This is a genomic window from Salinicoccus halodurans (genome assembly GCF_900114445.1).
Taxonomy (GTDB): Bacteria; Bacillota; Bacilli; order Staphylococcales; family Salinicoccaceae; genus Salinicoccus; species Salinicoccus halodurans.
This window is the reverse complement of record NZ_FOTB01000002.1, coordinates 147752-167787: the sequence shown is the minus strand read 5'-3', so window position 1 is coordinate 167787 and position 20036 is coordinate 147752. Positions and strand designations below refer to the sequence as shown.

Genomic DNA, 20036 nt, shown 5'->3' with positions numbered 1-20036 from the left:
CCATAGTCAATTCCTGAGTTCATGCATTCTTCCGTAAAACTGTTCAAGTGATCTGCCGATTTCTATATAGACGCTCATGACATCCTGGTATTTCATGTAATTCTGTTCGTCCGGCGTGTAGGCGTCATCCTCCCCGATGAACCGGTCGACATCACGGAGGTCGTCAATTTCACCGATTGCGTACAGCCCCAGTATACATCCGCCGAATGCACTTGATTCATACGATTTCGGCACGCTCAGCTTCTCCCCGAAAACATCAGCCATCAGCTGCTTCCACATCTCGCTGCGTGCAAATCCGCCGCTCGCCTTGATGGCGTGCACTTCCGTCATCTGTTCCCTGAGGGCAAGGTATACACTGTAAAGATTGTACACCACACCTTCCATCGCAGCGCGGATCATATGCCTGCGCTCATGGGATAAAGTCAGGCCATAAAATGATCCCACTGCCTTCGAATCCCATAACGGCGCCCGCTCTCCGGCGAGATACGGATGGAATATCAGCCCGTTGCTGCCTGCCGGCACGTCTACAGCCGCCTTCGTCATTACCTCGTACGGGTCCAGGCCGTTTGAATCCGCCTCGCCGATTTCCTGCTGGCAGAGCTCATCACGGATCCATCGTAAAATCACGCCGCCGTTATTCACCGGCCCGCCGATGACGTAATGCGCCGGGGTGAGGTGATAGCAGAATGTACGCATCTTCTCATCCGTCTGCGGAGCGTCGATCACCGTGCGGATTGCACCGCTCGTACCGATCGTGATGGCTATATCCCCTTCGCGGATCGCGTTCACACCGAGATTTGCAAGCACGCCGTCACTCGCACCGATGACGAGCTTCGTTTCCTGGTGGAGACCCAGCTCGGACGCCGGGTTTTTATTCACCGCAAAGATTTCCGTCGTATCTGCAAGTTCCGGCAGCTGGTCCGCTGTAAGATCCAGCATTTCCAGCACTTCCCGGTCCCATCCGGACGTTTCCAGATTCATCATGCCCATGCTGCTCGCGATGGAGCGGTCGACGGCATATTTACCCGTCAGACGTGCGAATATATACTCCTTTATACCCACTATCTTACCGATTTTGGAATAAAGTTCCGGTACCTCATTTTTGAAATAAAGCAGTTTTACGAGCGGACTCATCGGATGGACCGGCGTCCCCGTCCTGCGGTAAATCTCCAGGCCGTCCCCCTCATTCAGACGGTCCGCGTAGTCCTGGGCACGGCTGTCCGCCCACGTGATGCATTCCGTCAGACGGCGGCCTTCCCCGTCAAGCAGGATCATGCTGTGCATCGCAGAAGAAAATGCGATGAACTCCACATCATCCCCGCATCCGTTCCGGGCGACCAGCAGGCGGACCGCCTCGAAAGTACGCCCCAGTATTTCATCCGGATCCTGTTCCGCAGTCTCCGCATCGGGTGTATGCAGAGGATAATTCCCCGTTTCCTTGTCTATGTATGTGCCTTTCGCATCAAAGAGTACAGCTTTAACGGCCGTAGTGCCAATGTCCAGACCGATCATATATTTTTTCATAATAAAACTGCCTTTCATCATCTGTATTATTTTCATTATATGGGTTTTTGTCTCTGTATACAAAAACCCCGCCGAAGCGGGGTTGGAATTGGATGTTTCCGTCTACATGAACAGACTGATTACAAATACGACAGCGAAACCGGTCAGACCGATTATGGTTTCCATCACGGTCCAGGATTTCAATGTCTCCCCGGTGGTCATGCCGAAGAACCGGTTGACCAGCCAGAAGCCGGAGTCGTTGACGTGGGAAAGCACCGTTGCGCCACTCGCAATTGAAATTGCGATCAGCCCGAGTTCCGGCTGAGTGACAGGACTGATATCGATGATCGGCGCCATCAGACCCGCACCGGTCACCATGGCAACTGTTGCGGAACCCTGTGCGACACGTACGAACGTCGTGATGACGAATGCCGCCACCACAAGTGGCAGTCCGGCACCGACGACCATGTTGCCCATGACGTCACCGACACCGCTCTGTATCAGCACTTCTTTGAATACGCCGCCGGCACCTGTGATCAGGATGATGATACCTGCAGGTTCAAGTGCCTTGGTCGCCACTTCCTGCACTTCATCGCGGGAGTAGCCGCGCCTTGTCCCGAGCGTGATGAAAGTCAGGACCACGGTAATGATCAATGCAACGAACGGATGGCCGACGAATTGGATCGTTTCTGCAACCAGGCTTGTGGAATCTTCTCCCACAATCGCCCCTGTCACTGTATTCACGAGGATGAGTACAAGCGGAATCAGGATCAGCGTGAACACCAGTGTGAAACTCGGCAGATCTTTTTCTTCCTTGATGGCGGATACATCTTCATCCAGCTTCTGATAATCCGGAATTTCCAGCTGGATCTTATTTCCGATATATTTACCGAATACCGGTCCGGCGAGGATCATTGCCGGTATACCTGCTGCGATACCGAACAGGATCACCCAGCCGAGATCGACGCCGAGCATTGCTGCGACCGTCATCGGCCCCGGCGTCGGCGGGACGAAACTGTGTGCTACGGCAAGACCTGCGAGAAGCGGGATACCATAATAGAGCAGGGATTTTCGCGTCTTCCCTGCCAGTGAATAGATGATCGGAATCAAAATGACCAGGGCGACGTCCAGAAATACAGGGATGGATACCAGGAACCCTGTAAAGCCAAGTGCCCATTGTGAACGTTTTTCCCCGAATTTATCAATCAGCGTCAATGCCAGCCGTTCGGCACCGCCCGATACTTTGAGGACTTCGCCGAACATGGCACCGAGTCCTACGACGACTGCAATGAACCCGAGCGTGCCGCCCATCCCGGTCTCGATGACATCGATGATGTCCATCGGGCTCATGCCGCTCGCAACACCGATGAACAGTGATGCAATCAGCAGTGAAACAAACGCGTGGAGCTTGATTTTCATAATGAGGAAAAGCAGAAGCGCTATTCCTATGATTGTGGCTATGACCAGCCAAGTTTCATGAGACATTTATTATACCCCTTTCATTATTACCATTCTGCGATACTGCCGTCGGCATGTTTCCATACCGGGTTCTTCCAATTGTGGCCGACGCCGCTCCGCTCACGGACATACTCTTCATTGATCTCTATGCCGAGGCCCGGTTTGTCCGTTATCTTCACATGGCCGTCCGTATACTCGAACACTGACGGGTCTTTGATGTAATCCAATATGTCATTGCCCTTGTTGTAATGGATGCCGAGGCTCTGTTCCTGGATGACTGCGTTATGGCACGTTGCGTCCACCTGGATGCATGACGCAAGCGCAATCGGTCCCAGCGGACAATGCGGCGCGGCTGCGACGTCGAAGGCCTCAGCCATGGAAATGATTTTTTTGCATTCCGTGATGCCGCCGGCGTGCGACAGATCCGGCTGGATAATATCCGCATATCCGTCACGAAGCAGTGTCTTGAACTGCCATTTGGAGAACATCCGCTCCCCCGTCGCAATCGGAATCGATGTATGCATTGCGATGTCCCTCAGATTTTCATTGTTCTCAGGGAGTGCCGGCTCTTCTATGAACATCGGACGGAATTGCTCCAATTCCTTCGCCAGTACTTTGGCCATCGGCTTATGTACCCGCCCATGGAAATCAATGCCGATGCCGAAATCCTTTCCGCATGCCTCCCGGATTGACGCCACCCTTTCCAGCACCATATCGACTTTGCTGTAGCTGTCGATGTACTGCAGTTCTTCGGTCGCATTCATCTTGACTGCTGTAATCCCCTGATTCTTCAGTTCCAATGAGGCATGACCGACATCCTGCGGGCGGTCACCGCCGACCCAGGAGTAGATCTTTATCCGGTCGCGTGCCTTCCCGCCGATCAGTTCATGGACGGGTGCGTCATAGTATTTCCCTTTGATGTCCCAAAGTGCCTGATCGATGCCGGAAATGGCGCTCATCAGTATCGGTCCCCCGCGATAGAATCCAGCCCTGTATAGTTCATTCCAGATGCCTTCGATTTCCATCGGGTCCCTGCCGATGATCGTATCCATCAATTCGACGACAGCCGCCCTGACGGTTGCCGCCTTGCCTTCGATGACAGGTTCCCCCCAGCCGATCAGACCATCATCCGTTTCTACTTTCAGGAACAGCCATCTTGGCGGTACGGTAAACAGTTCATAGCTTTTAATTTTCATTATCTATCCAATGCCTCCTTGAACTTTCGTGCTCTGTCACTCACTTCTTCCAGCAGCTTTGCGTTCACTTCACCTTTCGGGACCAGGGCGGAACTGATGCCCGCCGCTTTGGCGCCAGCATCCAGAAATTCATTTATGTTTCCGGGAGTGACCCCGCCCGTCGGCAGCAGGATGAGATCATTCATCGGCGCCAGGACATCTTTGATATAACCTGCCTTCAGCTGGCCTGCCGGGAACACTTTGACCATTCCGGCACCTGCCTCCTGTGCGTTGTAGATCTCCGTCGGAGTATAGCACCCCGGGATGTATAATACATCCTTTTTGGCAGAGAATTCGAGCACCGCTTCATTGTAGACCGGTGACAATAAAAATTCGGCACCGTTATTGATGCAGTCCTCCGCATCTTCGACATTTAAAACGGTGCCGGCACCGAGCACGATATCGCTGCCGAATGTTTCTTTCAAAGTTTTCAGCGTTCCCTTTGCATCCGGTGAATTCAGGGCCACCTCTATCACATTGAAGCCGCTGTCTATCAGCGTCCTTACAATCTTCACCGCTTCCTCCGTGCCATAGCCGCGCAGGATGCCGATCATCTTATGGTCTGTAATTTTATTTAATATCGTCATTTAAAATCCACCTTTATTTTAACTTTCATAAAATAATAATGCTCATACTTAAGGAATTTATAAAATAATTTAGTATGAGCACTTTGAACAATACTTTCAATCATTTCATTTCTTTTATTAAATCTTCTGGTTCTTCATTGTAAATTCCTGAAACTAGATTTTTAGCTGCCTTCATAGCCATATCATCTCTCGTTTTTTTTGACGCAGAACCTACATGCGGCAATGTTACGACGTTATTCATATTTAGGAGAGGACTATCAATAGATATCGGCTCTTCTTCATACACATCTAACCCAGCTCCTGCGATTTTCTTTTTCTTAAGTGCATCGATTAATGCTAGCTCATCAACAACTTTACCTCGTGAAATGTTAATAAAAAAACCTTCTTCTCTCATTAATTCAAACTCTTCATGTGATATATAATTAGTTGTTTGTTTAAAGGTAGTAATGTCATAATAAAATCTGCTTCTTTAAGTAATTTTTCCTTGCTAGTGTATTGAGCGTTATATTTATTTTCAATTTCTTTATTTCTTGATCTGTTATGGTATAAAACCTCCATATTGAACCCCAATGTAGCTCTACGAATGATTTTTTCACCAATTCTACCCGAGCCAATTACTCCTAAAGTAGAATTATGAATATCTTTACCTAAAAATGATTCGTGCTCTTTTGTTTTCCATTGACCTTCTTTCACATAACGATCCAGATAAGATAGTTTTCGTGAGGTCATAACAAGTAGACCAAAAGCTGTGTCCGCTACTGTTTCATCTAAAACATGTGGTGTATGTGTTCCTTTCACATTGTTGTTTCTCATTAACTCAACATCAAAATTATCATAACCAACAGCAATATTAGAGACTATCTTTATATTTTTTGCATAGTTTAAAAATTCTTCATCAATTGATTCTTTAGTTGTCATTATTCCATCTATATTTTCGATTTTTCCTAGTAATTCCTTTCTAGTGATAGGCTGATTTTTATCCCAGATTTCATAATTACAATGTCTTGATATATATTCCTCAACTTCTCTAGGTATTTTTTTAGTAATAAAAACAGTTGGTTTCATAAATTATCTTTGTCCTTTTTATATTTATATTTTTCGATATTTCTTCTTTATAAGTTTAATGATTAAAGGAGAAAACAGGGTGATAAACGCGAAAATTAGTAAAACCGCTGTTATAGGTCTAGTAATGAATATTGAGAAGTCTCCTTGAGACATAACTAAAGCTCTTCTAAAGTTACTTTCCATTATTGGACCTAGAATTAAACCGAGAATCAAAGGAGAAGCAGGAAAATCATTCTTAATCATAAAATAGCCTATAATACCGAACACCAGCATTACAATAACATCAAAGTAATTGTTGCCAAGTGAATAAGATCCTACTGCACATAACATTATAATTACCGGTACTAAAATTGCTTTAGGAATGAGTAAAACCTTTGTAAAAAATCTAGTACCATAAATACCCAAAATTAGAATTAATAAATTGGCGATTAGCATACCAATAAACAAACCATATACTAGGACGCCATCTTGCTCAAATAGCATAGGCCCTGGTTGTAAACCTTGTACAATTAAAGCACCAAGTAAAACTGCGGTTACAGCATCTCCCGGAATACCTAAAGTTAACATCGGTATCATAGCTCCGCCTGTTAAGCTACTATTAGCAGCTTCAGGTGCGGCAATACCTTTCATTTCTCCCTTTCCAAACTTCGATTTGTCTTTAGAAAAACGTTTTGCTTCATTATAAGCAATGAATGCTGTTATATCAGCCCCTGATCCAGGTATCATACCAACAAAAGTTCCTATTCCTGCTGATCTTAATATAGTAGTAATTAATGATTTAAACTCTGACCATTTAAGCTTGGTTTTCTTTATTGCCACTTCTATCTTATCTTTACTAAATAATTTTTCAACTGAGCGAAATGCTTCTGCAGCAGCGAATAGACCTATCATTACTGGGATTAAATTAACTCCATTATTTAAGTTCATACTCCCAAATGTAAATCTTTGCGTTCCACCTATTGGATCTAAACCAATTGTTGCAATCAATAGGCCTACGAGGCCGGCGACAATGCCTTTTGCAAAGGATTTTCCAGTTAAACTTGATATAATAGTTATCCCAAATAATGCTAATGCAAATGTTTCGGGGGCGCTAAATTGTAAAGCGAAATTAGCTAGCTGAGGTGCTAAAAGAATCAAAACAATTACACTAATAATTCCTCCTATTGATGTTGATAAAGTGGCAATCGTCAGAGCTTTCCGTGCCTCCCCTTTTTGGGTCATAGGATATCCATCTAGAGCAGTGGCAGCTGAGGCAGGTGTACCAGGCGTATTTATTAGTATTGCAGTTATAGTCCCTCCGTACACTGCTCCAAAATAAACTCCAATTAATAATAAAATACCTGGCAATGGCTCCATTCCAAATGTAATTGGAAGTAAAAGTGCAACTCCCATTGTTGCTGTTAACCCAGGTAAAACTCCAATAGCTATTCCACTTATCACACCTAGAAAGATAAATAAAATAGTATTAAAAGTTAATGTGTTTGAAAAGCCTTCCATCAAAACGTCCATATTCCCAACCTCCTTTCATCAAAATAATGAACCTTTGGGTATAGGAACTTGAAGTAATATCTCAAAAACTGCATAAATTAAGGCGCTTGCAATAAAGGGCGTTAAAACTAACAAAACTCTATTTTCAAATTTAACAATAAAAAGAAAAGCAAATATCATTATTATTGTTGAAAGATAATACCCTAAAATCGGTATTACTATCACATAGATGGTTACTAAAAGCATAGTCAAAATTGGACCTTTGTATTCTTTTAAAGTTTGGTGATTTATTTTATCTTTAAAAGAATTAATTATAATTGAAATTCCAAATAATATGATTAAAGTAGTATATACCTTAGGCATAAATGATGCATTAAAAATATCATTAGAATTTGTCTTAATTCCAAAACTTAAAATCAAAAAAAAGAGCCCTAATACTGTAACAATTATCCCTGATATAAAATTGGGTATATTAAATTTCATTGATTCGTCCCCTTATATAACTAAAAGAACTTTATATCTAAAGTTCTTTTAGTTTAATTTATTTTATATTATTCTAGTCCCATCTCAGGTATTATTTCTCCGAACATCGCTCTATTTTCTTCCATAAATTCACCAAATTCTTCTGATCCTTTTACCTGAACACCTAAACCATTTTTATTCATAAAGTCAATAAATTCTTCTTCTTTAGCAGCAGATACAAATGTTTCTTCCAAAATTTCAACTATCTCATCTGGAGTTTCTGAAGGTACAGTTATCCCTCTCCATGTTCCAATAGACTCGGCATCTATTCCTTCTTCCGATAGTGTAGGAACATCCGGTATTAAATCATGTCTTTCATCGGACATTACAGCTAACACTTTCACACTCCCTGCATCTAGCTGTGTTCTAACCTCAGCTGGACTAACTGTAACAGCGTCAATATGATTTCCAGCCAATGCAGTTACTGCAGGGGCGGCCCCCTCGTGTGGCACGTGATTTAACTCAATATCCGCTGCATTCTCTAGATTTGCCGCTGCTACATGCCATATTGAGCCTGGGCCGGCATTCCCTACACTAACTTCCCCAGGATGTTCCTTGGCATACTCAATAAATTCTCCAACTGTATCATATGGAGCATCTGCAGGAACCGTTAAAGCAGCCGGATCATAATTTATCAAAGCAACTGGCTTAAAATCCTCAGGTGTGAGAGGTGAAGTTCCTAAATGTTCATACATAGCTAATTCTGCAATTACCATTGTGGCAGTATACCCATCTGGGTTTGCATTGGCAGCTTGAGTCATACCAACAGACCCACTTCCACCTTCAACATTCATCACGCCGATGGATTCATCAAGATCATCTTGGGCGATATCGACTAATTGTCTTGCAACCATATCGGTTCCCCCACCTGCTGCTGTAGGAACTATTAGTTCTATTTCTTTATTCGGAAAATCGGTTCCTTGATTTTCACCATTAGCAGTTCCTTCTTCATTTCCTTCACCATTACAAGCACTTAAAACAATCATTAACATCATCATCAATAATACTGATCCTTTTTTCTTTAAATTAAACATTCACATCACCCCTGTTATTAATATAATCTTGTATTAAAATAGAACCAATAATATATGAATTTTCAACTTGCTCTTCTGTTGCTGTTATTATTTTTCGATTGCTAAATTCTTTAGAAAGTAAGAATGTCATCCCTTCTCTTAAAAATTGGGATCCGCCGACTACTATCCAATCTATTTTTCTATTTTTTAAATAGTACTTCAAACCTCGTATATCTTCAGAAATTATCGAACCAAGTAAAAAATTTGCTCTTTGATTTTCAGTGAATGAGGAATACAAGTCTAAAAGTCTTATTCGAAATAATGCCCTTGTCATACCTTCAAAAATAGTTGCTTTGTAACCTTCTTCAAGTGAAACTAAATCCATTTCCTTAATTAAGCCATTCTTCAGTGAGTTGGAGATTATGGTACTGCTTTGAACTGCATGAATTAATTCCCCGCCTAAAGTTGAAAAACATGATAAAAGTTTTTTATCCTCATCAACTAATATGTACTTTGTGTGGGAACCCGGTAAGATTATTAATCCATTTCCAGTCTCATTAATTTGATCAAGTAGTCCGAAAGCTTCAACCTCTTCTCCTCGCATAATATCCATATTTTTAATATCTTCTAATGTCGGATTTTCACTGATATCTGCATTTTTCATTCCTGGTATGAAGTAGCAAGTTATTCCTGCTAGTCGATCTTTCTCTATAGAGTTAGCAAAATCGTCCAAGCTAGCAGGTGCTACTATATGGGGGACTTCTTTTAAACCTAAATTAGAAGTTATCATCCCTGAAGCAACAATGTGTTCAATTTCATCACGTTTTAGAGAGTTTTTTACTAATATTTTATCGATGCCTTCTTCAATAGAAGTTTTCAAATTATAATTACTGTTCTCAATCGCAGAGTTTTTTACACCCACATTTATTTTCAAAGTACTCATGGATTCTCTTGAATTTTTATTAACAATTCGTATTCTTGTATTGGTTGTTCCACAATCTATTAAAATTAATTTCATTATTTATATCACCTTCTTTAAAAATTATATAAATTCATTAGAATTCTTTATTATTTCTTTTTTATATTCATTGATAATATTAATTAAAAAACACCTCATTTTTAAATATATTCAAAAGTTAAACCCTTGAGTTCTTGAAATTTCATTAGCTGATTTTACTATTTCCTCTGCTATTACTTCTTTTCTTTCTAACATTCTCTCTCTGTTCCCAGCACAACTAATTGCAGCAATTATTTTTCCTGTATCATCTAATATAGGTGCCGCTATACAAAAAACTCCTTCTTCTCCTTCCTCATCATCAATAACGTACCCTTGTTTTTCATATTTCTCTAATGCGCAATTCAAACGTTGTTTATTAGTTATAGTTTTAGGAGTAAACTGAGTATAATTTATACTTTCAAGCAATTTTTCTCTTACTTCCTCATCTTCATAAGTTAAAAAAGTTTTTCCTAAACCTGTAGAATGCAAAGGTTTTCTCACTCCCGGTTGTGCTGTAGTCCTATGGGAATTATCGCTATCAACTTTGGCAAGATAAATAATCTCTGTTGATGATCTAATTGCTAAAAATAAAGTTTCTCCAGTAACTACAACTTTATTTTTTAGAATAGATATACTCGCACTATAAATATCATTACTAGTCCTCGCTTTATTGCCAGCAATAATTAACTTATATCCAAGCTTATAAATATTCCCCTCCGTTTTGACCAGATAATTCTTTCGTGTCATCGTCCCCAGCAGCTGCGACATGCTGCTTTTAGGAATATCCAGTCTTTTGGACAGTTCCATCAAAGTCGCACCCTCATCCGCCGAAGTTAAATAATCGATGACATCAAGCACTCTTTCTGCAGATTTTACCGACATTTCCTCACTCCTGTTCACATATACAAACTACGTTTCTGTATATGAACTTAAATATAAATATATTACTTTGGAAATCACATGTCAACAGAAAAATGAAAAGGGTTTCATTCACTGTAATAAAAATAAGGCATAACAATAACGTTATGCCCTATTCCATATCTGAATTTTTATCATGATGCTATTTCACCGGCTGGGCGGAAGGCACTTTATTCTCCTCCAGCATATCCTGCGCACTTTCTGTTGAAGACACTGTACCAAATATGAAACTCCCCACTGTATAGACGACAAGGTTCAACATCAGTCCCCATATACCACTGAAAATACCCAACGGTTTGAGTCCTGTAAAAGTGAAGAAGGCTGCGAGCAGGGTTCCCGCAAGCATTCCCGTGAACACGGATTTGGCATGGCTTCTTTTCCAGTACAGCCCGAGTATGATTGCAGGTGCGACCTGGACCAGTATTTCCAGTTTAAGCACGAAGACCTGGTACAGCGTAGCCGGGGGATTCCAGGCGATGACCAGAAGAAAAGCGACCGCTACAACACCCAGGACCTTGCCCACCATGATTTTCTTATTGTCGGAAGCTTCCGGATTGATATACCTTCCGTATAGATCCTTTGAAATGATGGATGAAAAAGTCAGCAGCACTGAATCCGCTGTGGAAACGATGGCCGCAATGATACCGCCGAATAAAAGGATCATGGCAACATAGAATATGATGTTCTCATTCGCAATGACACTCGCCATCATCCCTACAACCTGTTCAGATTCCGCCACAGACAAATCAGGGAATGCTGTATAGGCGAGAATGCCGATAACGAATACCACGCCTGCAGTCAGGAAAGGCATCCATGCCATCTGTGTCAGGGATTTCTTCAACGCCCTTTCGTTCTTTGCGGAAAAGATCCGCTGAATGGCATTGGGATAGACCGCTGCACCAAAGCCGACCAGAATCAGGAAGTTGCTCCATGTGACCAGTCCGATACCTTCGGGCACCCCAAGATTTTCAGGAGAATATGCCCTGATGTAGTCCCCCGCTTCCGGTAGGCCTCCAAAGTAGAGGATAGTCCCGATCAGGAGCATGAAAACCCCGACGAGCAGTGCGATGCCCTGCATCGTGTCCGTGTAGGCTACTGACCGCATGCCGCCCAGCCAGCCGTATATTATCATAATGGTGATGAAGAAAATGACACCGACCTGATAGGGCACGGTTCCGCCGGTCAGTCCCGCTACGCCCTGACCGATCGCAATCAATTGTTCAAGCAGGAAGTTGCCCAGTGCATACAGCATGATGATTGCCCCGAGCATGGACACCGCCTTTGATCTGAACCGCAGCTGCAGCCAGTCCACCGGCGTCACAATATTATGCTTCCTGCTGAGTTTATACAGCCTCGGTGCATAGAGCAGATACACCAGTACGATCATGATGAAAAAAGGCACTGTGACAAGATTCGCATAGCCAACGCGGTATGCTTCGGCAGAATAGCCGATCACTGTATTTCCGCTGTATTGGGTGGCAAAGAAAGTAAAGAACAGAACTAAAGTCCCCAAACTTCGGCCGCCCAGGTAATACTCATCCAGACTGCTATGTACTTTTTTGTTCCTTAAGAATGTGATGATACCAATCAACAGCATGATTATGCCGTAGAAAAGCATGATCAGAATGCCGGATATACCGGAAAATGCCAAATCCATAACTATTTGTCCCCCTCTCCTTCTGATCCTTCATCTCCAACGTCCCAATGGAACTTGATGACGTAAGTGATATAAAGCGACAACAACACCGTTACTCCCATGATCACCAGTGCCCAGAGTGGCACCCCGTATATCATCACCGGCTCCGAACCGGAAGGGAAATACCAGGGATTCAACAATATGAAGATAATTCCGAAACCGATCCAGATTTTATAATTTCTGATCGGTTCTCTCTTTTCCCGCTGCATGAATCCATCACTTCCTTCTGCTTTTTAAGACCTGCTTCCAGTAGCAAGCCTTATTATATATTATCGATACAATACCATTTACAAACACAATATTCTACATATTCTGAATTATTTGTAAATGAAACCGTTTTCCATATTTCTGTATCAAAAAGCCTGGACATAATTTTTCCTGTCCAGGCCGATTCATACATTCTTATCTTTTTATTCTTCTGTCATCTTTGTGGTCAATCGCCCCAGCTGCTCGATTTCCACAACGACTTCGTCCCCTGCTTTAAGCCACGGTTTTTCTCCTTCATATCCCAATGCCACGCCTTCCGGTGTGCCTGTCAAAATCACGTCTCCGGGTTTCAGTGTCATGTACCTGGAAATATAGCTGATGATCTGCTGACAGTTGAATATCATGTCATTGGTGTTCGAATCCTGTCTTCTTTCATCATTTACACTGCAGCTGATACGGAGTTTGTTGGGATCTGCCACTTCATCCTTCGTCACGATGTATGGTCCGAGCGGACAGAAACCGTCGAGTGATTTCCCGAGAAGCCACTGTCCGCTTCTGAACTGGAAAGTCCGCTCCGACAGATCATTCGAACAGGAATAGCCGAATACATAGTCCAGAGCATCCTCCTCGGATACACCCTTTGCTTCTTTTCCGATTATGATTGCCAGTTCCGCTTCATAATCCACCTGCGACGCCTCTTGTGGGATGGCCACTTTTTCCCCGTCTCCAGAGAGTGAATTCCTGTATTTACTGAACAGGATCGGGTGTTCCGGTGCCGGCATATTCGATTCATCCGCGTGTTTTTGATAATTCAATCCAATGCAGATGATTTTATCTATGCAGTCGATCGCAGGACCATACTTCAGACTGTGCCGCTCCAGATAATAATTTGAATTCTCCTCAAGGGCGAAATCAAGAAATTCATTCAATCCTTCATATCTTTCGATCGCTTCGATCATCGTGGGATACGAGCCCGATATATCCAGCACTCCCTTATCTGTCAAAACACCCGGTTTAAGGCCGCCATCTTTATAAAAGGTTAAAAGTTTCATTCATCTTCCTCCTCAGCATGCATATACAATTCTTATGAATTATATCATAATATTCAGAAATTATGATAAATTGACTATTAAATTAAACTTTTTGACAATAATACCATTTATTTTGACTATTATATTTGTCATTATGACAATTTTAACTTATACTGCAGTTACAGAGGTGATGAAATGAAAACAAGAATAAGGGAACTGCGTGCAAGAGACGGACTCAATCAGACTGAACTTGCCAAACTGGCAAAGATTTCGAGACAGACCGTCAGTCTTATAGAACGGGAGGAGTACATCCCCTCTCTCCTGATTGCAAAACGTATGGCGATGATTTTCGATGAACCGATAGAAAGTATTTTCATATTCGACAAGGAGGAGATTTAAATGGGTAAGAATAAAAATTCATTCCTGTCATTCATCCCCTATTTCCTGGGCGGACTTATAATAGGGATGTTCATATTGAACTTTAACGCACTGAGCAGTCTCGGCTCCGTTGCCCCTGCACTGTGCATCACCGGGCTCGTTGCCTCAGTGATCATTACAGTACTTGGAATATCAGGTTTTTTCCAGCTGAAAGGACGCGCTTCAATACGTGACGCCAATACGGATGAAGACGAACTCGACCGGTATATGTACAGAAAATACGCAGATACTTCCCTCAGCATACAAACCGGTCTCGTGCTCAGCATCCTTGTGATGGGAGTCGCCATCATACAGCAGACAGACGCATGGATCTATATCGCGTCCGGCATCACGATGATTGCTGCACTGCTGTTTTTATTCCTGTTGCCGACGCTCCTGCCTGTAATGTATCCCGAACGCAATCTGCCTTCATCAAATGAACCGGACTTTGCAGACAAACTGCTCAGGGCTTCAGATGAAGGCGAGCGTCATGTGATGCTTGAAGGACTGTACAAGACATTCAATACGATGAACGCAACATTGTTCATCGGGCTGATTGTGTTGATGATGTACTCCATTTCTACAGGAGACGGACAAATATTCGGCATGGTAGTCATCGCAGCGACGCTGATCATTTCGAATGTTAAATATGTTCTTTCAATCAGGAATAAAGGATAATAGAAAGAGGCGGGAAATCTTAAGATTTCCCGCCTCTTTGTGCTTACACCATCAATGTTACAAAGTGCATGATATATACAAGGGTAAGTCCGGTCAGTCCTGCTATGAAGCCGCCGAGTGACCATGCTTTGAGTGTCTGCGGCACTGTCAGGTTACCGAATCTGTTGACTACCCAGAAGCCTGAATCGTTTGGCAGCGAAAGGCCGATTGCACCCGAACAGATTGCAAGCGCAAGCAGTACCGGCGATACCGCAAGATCTGCAATCTGCGGCCCCAATATACTTGAAGTCGTAACCAATGCCACTGTCGCCGAGCCGAGTGAGGCTCTGAGTATCTGTGTAAATATGAATGCGAGCAGCAGTATATGGATATTGAAGCCTGTCATCATATCGATAAGGTAGTCCCCCATGCCGCTTGCGTTGATGACTGCACCAAACGCACCGCCTGCACCGGTTATAAGTAATATGCTTCCTGCATCCGCCATGGATTGGTTGAATTGTGCCGCATAATCGCCAGCGATATATGGTCTCAGAACAATCAGCGCCACGAGCACACTGATAAGGAGCGCGACGTTTTTGTCACCGACGAATGCAAAGAATCCTGAAAGTGGATTGTCCGGAATGAGCAGCTGGGCAACCGTGTTGCTCAGAATCAGAACGATAGGCAAGAGCAGCAGTCCGAAAGAAAGCTTTTTATTAATTTTCTTTTTGGCGCCTGTGTCTTCAGCAACCTCTTCTTCCAGTTCCTCCAGTTCTTCTTCCACATCTTTCACTTTCATACGTTTGCCGATAAACATGCCATAGCCATATCCACCGACAAGTGTTGCAATGACGGCTGTAAAAATACCGAAAATGAGGAAGATCCCCAGATCCACACCAATATTATCAGCAACAACGAGCGGTCCCGGTGTCGGGATGACCATGCTGTGAGAAACGATCAGCCCGACTGCGAGAGCGGTTACAAATGTGATTTTGGCAATTCCGGTCTTAGTCGCCAGGCTCTTGATTACTTTGTTCAGAATGACGAACGCCGCATCGAAGAATACAGGAATCGATACGAGTGTCCCTGTCATGGCAAGACCTGCAGGTGATTTTTTAATGCCCGTCACGCTCAGGATACCTTCCGCTATCTTTTCGACTGCGCCGGACTTGGCAAGGAACTGTCCGAAGACAATTCCGAGTCCGATCAGAATACCGACGCCGGCCAGTGTACCCCCGAAGCCTTCGGCTATTATTGTAGAGGCTTCCGCAATCGGTGTACCTACTGCGAGCGCCAGTGCAAATGATGTAATCAGCAGTGCGATGAATGGTTCAACTTTGAATTTCAGGATGAGTAAAAACAGTACGATGAGTGAAATCAAAAATAATATCAGTAACATTATGGCCGCTCTCCTCTGTTTAACTTGCTGTAGACTGCGTGCAGTGTTTCCTGATCCCCCACATTTCCGGGGAAAACAATATACGGCATATTTGGATATTTCGCTTCATCTGAAGTTTTCCATACCGGAATCCCTTTTTCCGCCTGGCCGAGGATGCGCGCTTTTTTAATGCCCAGTCCGATGGTCGCCACATCACTCGAAGTGATGCCGCCTTTTGCGATGATGAACTTCGGTTTGATTTCCAGTGTGGAAACTATTTCTACAAGACTTTCCGAAATACGCTTTGAAATCTTCAGACTTTCCTCTTTGTTTTCAGTTTTGATGAGTTTGCGGGAAGTATAGACAACAACGTTCCTGCCATTCCCGATATAGCCTTCTATCTGATGCTTCAGTTTTGATACATAAATCTCAAGCCCTTCTGCATCCTTCACTTCCTCCACATCGAACTCGAATTCTTCGATATCGGAATTCTCCATGAGATAGTTCAGCTGCTGTGTCGTCTTATCCACGTGTGAACCGACGACGACGATTCCGCCCTGCTTTTCGTCCTTCTGCACCATCTCATCCGTCCCGAGGATTTCACCCGGTGTCGCACAGATCGATTTGACGAATGATGCCGCTGTACGGAAGATGAATTTCCTGTCTTCCCGATTCAGATAATCCATCAGGACGGAGGTGAAGAAAGCAAGATCGTTGTCATGCACTGAATCGACGACCACCTGGTCGAAGCCCGACAACGAATCAAAAAACTCAAGGAGCTGTGCATCATCGCAGCCTCTCAGCATATCCAGATCGATGTGTTTCACATCGCCTTTATCCACTTCACCGTTGCTCTTCTCAACGATGTAATCGGCCATTGTTTTTGACTTGAAGCCGAAAGTCGAATCGTTTGCGAATTCACTTTCGCTTACCGGAATAAACTTATCGCCTTCTTTTAAATAATGGATGCCTTCATGCGTATAACGCCCGCCTTCGAAGAATGAAGGGATGTAGAACACCGCATCAAAGCCGCCTTCGCTTTCTTCGTTGAGCACTTTCGGTTCAAGGTAGGAATGCCCTCTCAGAGTCGAATCTCCCCGGCTGATGATCAGATAGGGCTGGTCCAGTTCTTTCGACACTTTATCGATGACTTCCGTGATTTTCTTATGCACTTCCACCGTTTTGGCTTCGGAGAATGCTCTCGAATTCGTCATGATATAGAACATGTTGTTGTCGGATTGGAATCCGTCCCTGACATATTCCTCCTTCCAGGAAGTATAGACGTTCAGATCTTTCACGGTCTGCGTTCCTGTCGGATCGTCATCCAGTACGATGACTTTATAATCAAAAGTTTCAAAATCGCGTATATTTCCACAATCCATTACATTTTCGAGCAGTTCTTTATTCATATTCATCACCTACATATTATTGATTCGTTCAATATATTTAATAATTCCAGAGTGGTCGTTCATACCATTACCGTTGATCACTTCTGACTTGTACATCTCTTTGACCATATTGGAAAGCGGCAGAGTCAGCTGTTCCGCGTCACTCGTCGACGTGACATTGTACAGATCCTTATAGTTGATGTTGATCGTGCCGCCGGGGTTATAATCTTCTGCAATCATTTTAGGAAACTTCGCTTCCATCACATTCGAACCTGCCAGGCCGTTCCTGATCGCTTCGAACATCGCCTCGAGATCGATGTCGAATTTCTTCGCCATGACCACCGCTTCTGAAAGTGCCGCGATGTTAACGTTTACAATAATCTGATTCGAAAGTTTGACTGTACTGCCTGCACCAATGTCCCCTACTCTGATGACCGACTTGGACATTGAAGCGACGATTTCTTCAACGCGCGCAAAATGCTCTTCCCCGCAGCCGACCATGACTGAAAGTTCTCCCGTGATTGCCAGCGGTTCTCCCCCACTTACCGGTGCATCCGCAAAAATGACTTTCTTTGCCTCAAGCTTTGCACCAATCTCGATGGAATCCGTCGGCGTCAGCGAACTCATGTCCACTACTGCCTGTCCTTCTTTCAAGTGAGGGTAAAGGCCATTTTCAGCATCGAAAAGAACCGACTTGACGATGGCGCCGTTCGGCAGCATCGTAATGAAAGCTTCGGCTTTTTCCGCCATCTCCTGAAGACTCGCTACAGCAGTCGCACCGTGCGATACCGCTGATTCAACCGCTTCTTTGTTCAAATCATTCACATACACTGTATGGTTGTCTTTCAAAAGGTTCTTGACCATCGGAGCACCCATGATGCCCAATCCGATAAATCCAATTTTCATACTATTCTCTCCTTTGGAAACGTTTACTCAAAAATTATTGTATACTATTTAAATAGAAATGTATACATTTATTAACTGAAATTATTCTTGTATAATGAATTTGAGGTGAGGTCATGGAGAGAAATCTATCATTATATGAAAAAGTAAGGGAAGATATACTGAGCGGAGAATTTGATGAGAAAGAGAAGATGACGGAAATCAAGCTTGCCAAAAAATATGAAGTGAGCAGGACGCCCATCAGGGAAGTGTTGAAACAGCTGGAATTCGAATATCTAGTCAAAAATGGATACATCTACAAGCCCTCTCCCGAAGATTACAGGAACCTCTTCGAGATGCGGACACTCATTGAAACACACGCAATCGAAAAGGCAATACTGCTTTTCGGACCGTCGGATATCAATGACCTCAAAAATTCCATTGAAAAAGCATACGCAGGACCCGAAGACGAAACACTTTCCGCCAACAAATATTTCCACGATAAATTGATCAGTTCCATCAGGAATCCCTTCCTGAGCGAAACGTATGAACGGATGAATTCAATCATCTATCTGTTCAGCAGGACAGTCGTCGAGCGGCAGCGGCCGAACCTGATCGAGGAGCATGCGCAGATCGTCGAGGCAATAGAAGAGCGGGATGTGGCAAAAGGGAAGCGACTGATTAAGGAGCATCTGGATAAGGATCTGGAATTCTCGCTTTACTATATGTAAAGGAAATATAATGCACAGATTCATTGATATTCAAAAAATGACCTTCAGTTAATACCGTGAGTAACTAATTTCATGTTAAATGTTATAATTCGTCTCCAGATAAAGAATTTGAAGAGAAGTTTAAAACCGAGAAGTAATAAGCATAATAATCTAAATACACCTGAATCTGTTGATATAACTGTCAAATTTATCAATGAATAATATCGAACTAATTCTTAATAATAATTAGATGTTATCAATACGTGGAAACTATTTAAGAAAGGGAGATTGCAAATAGATATTATTCTACCAGCCATTATTAGTGCCCTAGTATCAGTTGCAGTAACGAGATGGCAAATCACTGAACAGAAAAATTCTCAAAAAGAAGAGGTTAATAAGAAAAGATATGCAATATTAAGTACACATAAACTAAAACTGCATGAATTACCCATATTTCTAAACAACATTTTATATTTAGATAATTTACATGGGAGACGTTCTCCTATAGATATTTATGAAGACAACAGAGATAGAATACTAAAGATGCATAATGAAACAGACACATACATAAACGAAATACTTAGCAGCGAAAATATTATCTACTTTGATAAAGAAGATATAGATACATTTGTTAAGTTGAAGAAAGAAATTTTTTGGAGTTGGAAATTCATATCTGAAGATTTTTTTGAAGAAGAAGCTGATTATAACCAAACATTAGAAAAAATAGCTAGACGTTTAAGTAATATTATAAATCAATTAGAAGGTATCGAAGAAAATGAAATGTACATCGAACAGTTAAAAATTGAATTCGATTGATTATAAATTTAATTTAATTTACTAAAAAATGAAAATATCTGTATAAACACATGGGAACAGCGTAAGTT

19 protein-coding genes and 1 pseudogene are annotated in these 20036 nt (G+C 42.9%); 4 read left to right on the top strand and 16 right to left on the bottom strand.

Annotation, left to right across the window (positions count from 1 at the left end; all coding sequences use genetic code 11):
- Positions 1 to 6 precede the first annotated feature (6 nt).
- The 13 genes and pseudogenes from gntK to BM271_RS05115 all read right to left on the bottom strand — a co-directional run bounded on the left by gntK (position 7) and on the right by BM271_RS05115 (position 13741).
- Positions 7 to 1524, bottom strand: coding sequence for a gluconokinase (gene gntK / locus BM271_RS05175; RefSeq protein WP_046791595.1), 1518 nt, complete (start codon positions 1522 to 1524; stop codon positions 7 to 9).
- A 102-nt stretch (positions 1525 to 1626) separates the two neighbouring features.
- On the bottom strand, positions 1627 to 2988 hold the full coding sequence (locus BM271_RS05170) for a GntT/GntP/DsdX family permease (protein ID WP_046791181.1): 1362 nt from the start codon (positions 2986 to 2988) through the stop codon (positions 1627 to 1629).
- Positions 2989 to 3008: 20 nt separating this feature from the next.
- Entirely contained in the window at positions 3009 to 4157 is a 1149-nt protein-coding gene (gene dgoD, locus BM271_RS05165; protein WP_046791182.1) for a galactonate dehydratase, read from the bottom strand.
- Positions 4157 to 4783 (bottom strand): bifunctional 4-hydroxy-2-oxoglutarate aldolase/2-dehydro-3-deoxy-phosphogluconate aldolase, encoded by a 627-nt coding sequence (locus BM271_RS05160; protein ID WP_046791183.1) that lies wholly within the window; start codon positions 4781 to 4783, stop codon positions 4157 to 4159. The genes dgoD and BM271_RS05160 overlap by 1 nt, the downstream gene beginning before the upstream one ends.
- Before the next feature lie 100 nt (positions 4784 to 4883).
- A pseudogene (locus BM271_RS05155) lies at positions 4884 to 5848 on the bottom strand (2-hydroxyacid dehydrogenase).
- A 24-nt stretch (positions 5849 to 5872) separates the two neighbouring features.
- Positions 5873 to 7357: a tripartite tricarboxylate transporter permease gene (locus tag BM271_RS05150; RefSeq protein ID WP_046791184.1), complete on the bottom strand. Its 1485-nt coding sequence runs from the start codon at positions 7355 to 7357 to the stop codon at positions 5873 to 5875.
- Between the two features lie 18 nt (positions 7358 to 7375).
- Entirely contained in the window at positions 7376 to 7819 is a 444-nt protein-coding gene (locus BM271_RS05145) for a tripartite tricarboxylate transporter TctB family protein (RefSeq protein WP_046791185.1), read from the bottom strand.
- Positions 7820 to 7887: 68 nt separating this feature from the next.
- Positions 7888 to 8892, bottom strand: a complete 1005-nt coding sequence (locus tag BM271_RS05140; protein WP_046791186.1) for a Bug family tripartite tricarboxylate transporter substrate binding protein — start codon at positions 8890 to 8892, stop codon at positions 7888 to 7890.
- Positions 8885 to 9889, bottom strand: coding sequence for a 2-dehydro-3-deoxygalactonokinase (locus BM271_RS05135; protein WP_046791187.1), 1005 nt, complete (start codon positions 9887 to 9889; stop codon positions 8885 to 8887). The genes BM271_RS05140 and BM271_RS05135 overlap by 8 nt, the downstream gene beginning before the upstream one ends.
- Positions 9890 to 10000: 111 nt before the next feature.
- Positions 10001 to 10750 carry an IclR family transcriptional regulator gene (locus BM271_RS05130; RefSeq protein ID WP_046791188.1) on the bottom strand — a complete coding sequence of 250 codons (750 nt, stop codon included), beginning with the start codon at positions 10748 to 10750 and terminating at the stop codon, positions 10001 to 10003.
- Between the two features lie 178 nt (positions 10751 to 10928).
- Entirely contained in the window at positions 10929 to 12443 is a 1515-nt protein-coding gene (locus BM271_RS05125) for a sodium:solute symporter family protein (protein ID WP_046791189.1), read from the bottom strand.
- Positions 12444 to 12445: 2 nt separating this feature from the next.
- Entirely contained in the window at positions 12446 to 12691 is a 246-nt protein-coding gene (locus tag BM271_RS05120) for a hypothetical protein (protein ID WP_046791190.1), read from the bottom strand.
- Between the two features lie 201 nt (positions 12692 to 12892).
- Positions 12893 to 13741 (bottom strand): fumarylacetoacetate hydrolase family protein, encoded by an 849-nt coding sequence (locus tag BM271_RS05115; protein WP_046791191.1) that lies wholly within the window; start codon positions 13739 to 13741, stop codon positions 12893 to 12895.
- 174 nt (positions 13742 to 13915) lie between these two features.
- On the opposite strand from BM271_RS05115, the gene BM271_RS05110 reads away from it, so the two are divergent.
- Complete coding sequence (locus BM271_RS05110) at positions 13916 to 14119, top strand: helix-turn-helix transcriptional regulator (protein WP_046791192.1); 204 nt, start codon at positions 13916 to 13918, stop codon at positions 14117 to 14119.
- Positions 14120 to 14815, top strand: coding sequence for a DUF3169 family protein (locus BM271_RS05105; RefSeq protein WP_046791193.1), 696 nt, complete (start codon positions 14120 to 14122; stop codon positions 14813 to 14815).
- A 43-nt stretch (positions 14816 to 14858) separates the two neighbouring features.
- Here the strand turns inward: BM271_RS05105 and BM271_RS05100 are convergent, their stop codons facing one another.
- The 3 genes from BM271_RS05100 to BM271_RS05090 are packed head-to-tail and all read right to left on the bottom strand — an operon-like array spanning position 14859 to position 18466.
- A complete protein-coding gene (locus BM271_RS05100; protein ID WP_046791194.1) occupies positions 14859 to 16193 on the bottom strand; it encodes a GntP family permease in 1335 nt (444 codons plus the stop codon).
- Positions 16193 to 17581, bottom strand: coding sequence for a four-carbon acid sugar kinase family protein (locus BM271_RS05095; protein WP_046791195.1), 1389 nt, complete (start codon positions 17579 to 17581; stop codon positions 16193 to 16195). Before BM271_RS05095 ends, BM271_RS05100 begins: the two co-directional genes overlap by 1 nt.
- A 9-nt stretch (positions 17582 to 17590) precedes the next feature.
- Positions 17591 to 18466 carry an NAD(P)-binding domain-containing protein gene (locus BM271_RS05090; protein ID WP_046791196.1) on the bottom strand — a complete coding sequence of 292 codons (876 nt, stop codon included), beginning with the start codon at positions 18464 to 18466 and terminating at the stop codon, positions 17591 to 17593.
- Positions 18467 to 18579: 113 nt separating this feature from the next.
- On the opposite strand from BM271_RS05090, the gene BM271_RS05085 reads away from it, so the two are divergent.
- Together BM271_RS05085 and BM271_RS05080 are read left to right on the top strand one after the other, a co-directional pair.
- Positions 18580 to 19173 (top strand): GntR family transcriptional regulator, encoded by a 594-nt coding sequence (locus BM271_RS05085; RefSeq protein WP_046791197.1) that lies wholly within the window; start codon positions 18580 to 18582, stop codon positions 19171 to 19173.
- Between the two features lie 267 nt (positions 19174 to 19440).
- Positions 19441 to 19968, top strand: a complete 528-nt coding sequence (locus BM271_RS05080; protein ID WP_046791198.1) for a hypothetical protein — start codon at positions 19441 to 19443, stop codon at positions 19966 to 19968.
- Positions 19969 to 20036 lie beyond the last annotated feature (68 nt).

Bases quoted from the DNA above. Each gene is read 5' to 3' on its own strand.
- gntK (WP_046791595.1), bottom strand. From the start codon at position 1,524: ATGAAAAAATATATGATCGGTCTGGACATTGGCACTACGGCCGTTAAA.
- BM271_RS05170 (WP_046791181.1), bottom strand. From the start codon at position 2,988: ATGTCTCATGAAACTTGGCTGGTCATAGCCACAATCATAGGAATAGCG.
- dgoD (WP_046791182.1), bottom strand. From the start codon at position 4,157: ATGAAAATTAAAAGCTATGAACTGTTTACCGTACCGCCAAGATGGCTG.
- BM271_RS05160 (WP_046791183.1), bottom strand. From the start codon at position 4,783: ATGACGATATTAAATAAAATTACAGACCATAAGATGATCGGCATCCTG.
- BM271_RS05150 (WP_046791184.1), bottom strand. From the start codon at position 7,357: ATGGACGTTTTGATGGAAGGCTTTTCAAACACATTAACTTTTAATACT.
- BM271_RS05145 (WP_046791185.1), bottom strand. From the start codon at position 7,819: ATGAAATTTAATATACCCAATTTTATATCAGGGATAATTGTTACAGTA.
- BM271_RS05140 (WP_046791186.1), bottom strand. From the start codon at position 8,892: ATGTTTAATTTAAAGAAAAAAGGATCAGTATTATTGATGATGATGTTA.
- BM271_RS05135 (WP_046791187.1), bottom strand. From the start codon at position 9,889: ATGAAATTAATTTTAATAGATTGTGGAACAACCAATACAAGAATACGA.
- BM271_RS05130 (WP_046791188.1), bottom strand. From the start codon at position 10,750: ATGTCGGTAAAATCTGCAGAAAGAGTGCTTGATGTCATCGATTATTTA.
- BM271_RS05125 (WP_046791189.1), bottom strand. From the start codon at position 12,443: ATGGATTTGGCATTTTCCGGTATATCCGGCATTCTGATCATGCTTTTC.
- BM271_RS05120 (WP_046791190.1), bottom strand. From the start codon at position 12,691: ATGCAGCGGGAAAAGAGAGAACCGATCAGAAATTATAAAATCTGGATC.
- BM271_RS05115 (WP_046791191.1), bottom strand. From the start codon at position 13,741: ATGAAACTTTTAACCTTTTATAAAGATGGCGGCCTTAAACCGGGTGTT.
- BM271_RS05110 (WP_046791192.1), top strand. From the start codon at position 13,916: ATGAAAACAAGAATAAGGGAACTGCGTGCAAGAGACGGACTCAATCAG.
- BM271_RS05105 (WP_046791193.1), top strand. From the start codon at position 14,120: ATGGGTAAGAATAAAAATTCATTCCTGTCATTCATCCCCTATTTCCTG.
- BM271_RS05100 (WP_046791194.1), bottom strand. From the start codon at position 16,193: ATGTTACTGATATTATTTTTGATTTCACTCATCGTACTGTTTTTACTC.
- BM271_RS05095 (WP_046791195.1), bottom strand. From the start codon at position 17,581: ATGAATAAAGAACTGCTCGAAAATGTAATGGATTGTGGAAATATACGC.
- BM271_RS05090 (WP_046791196.1), bottom strand. From the start codon at position 18,466: ATGAAAATTGGATTTATCGGATTGGGCATCATGGGTGCTCCGATGGTC.
- BM271_RS05085 (WP_046791197.1), top strand. From the start codon at position 18,580: ATGGAGAGAAATCTATCATTATATGAAAAAGTAAGGGAAGATATACTG.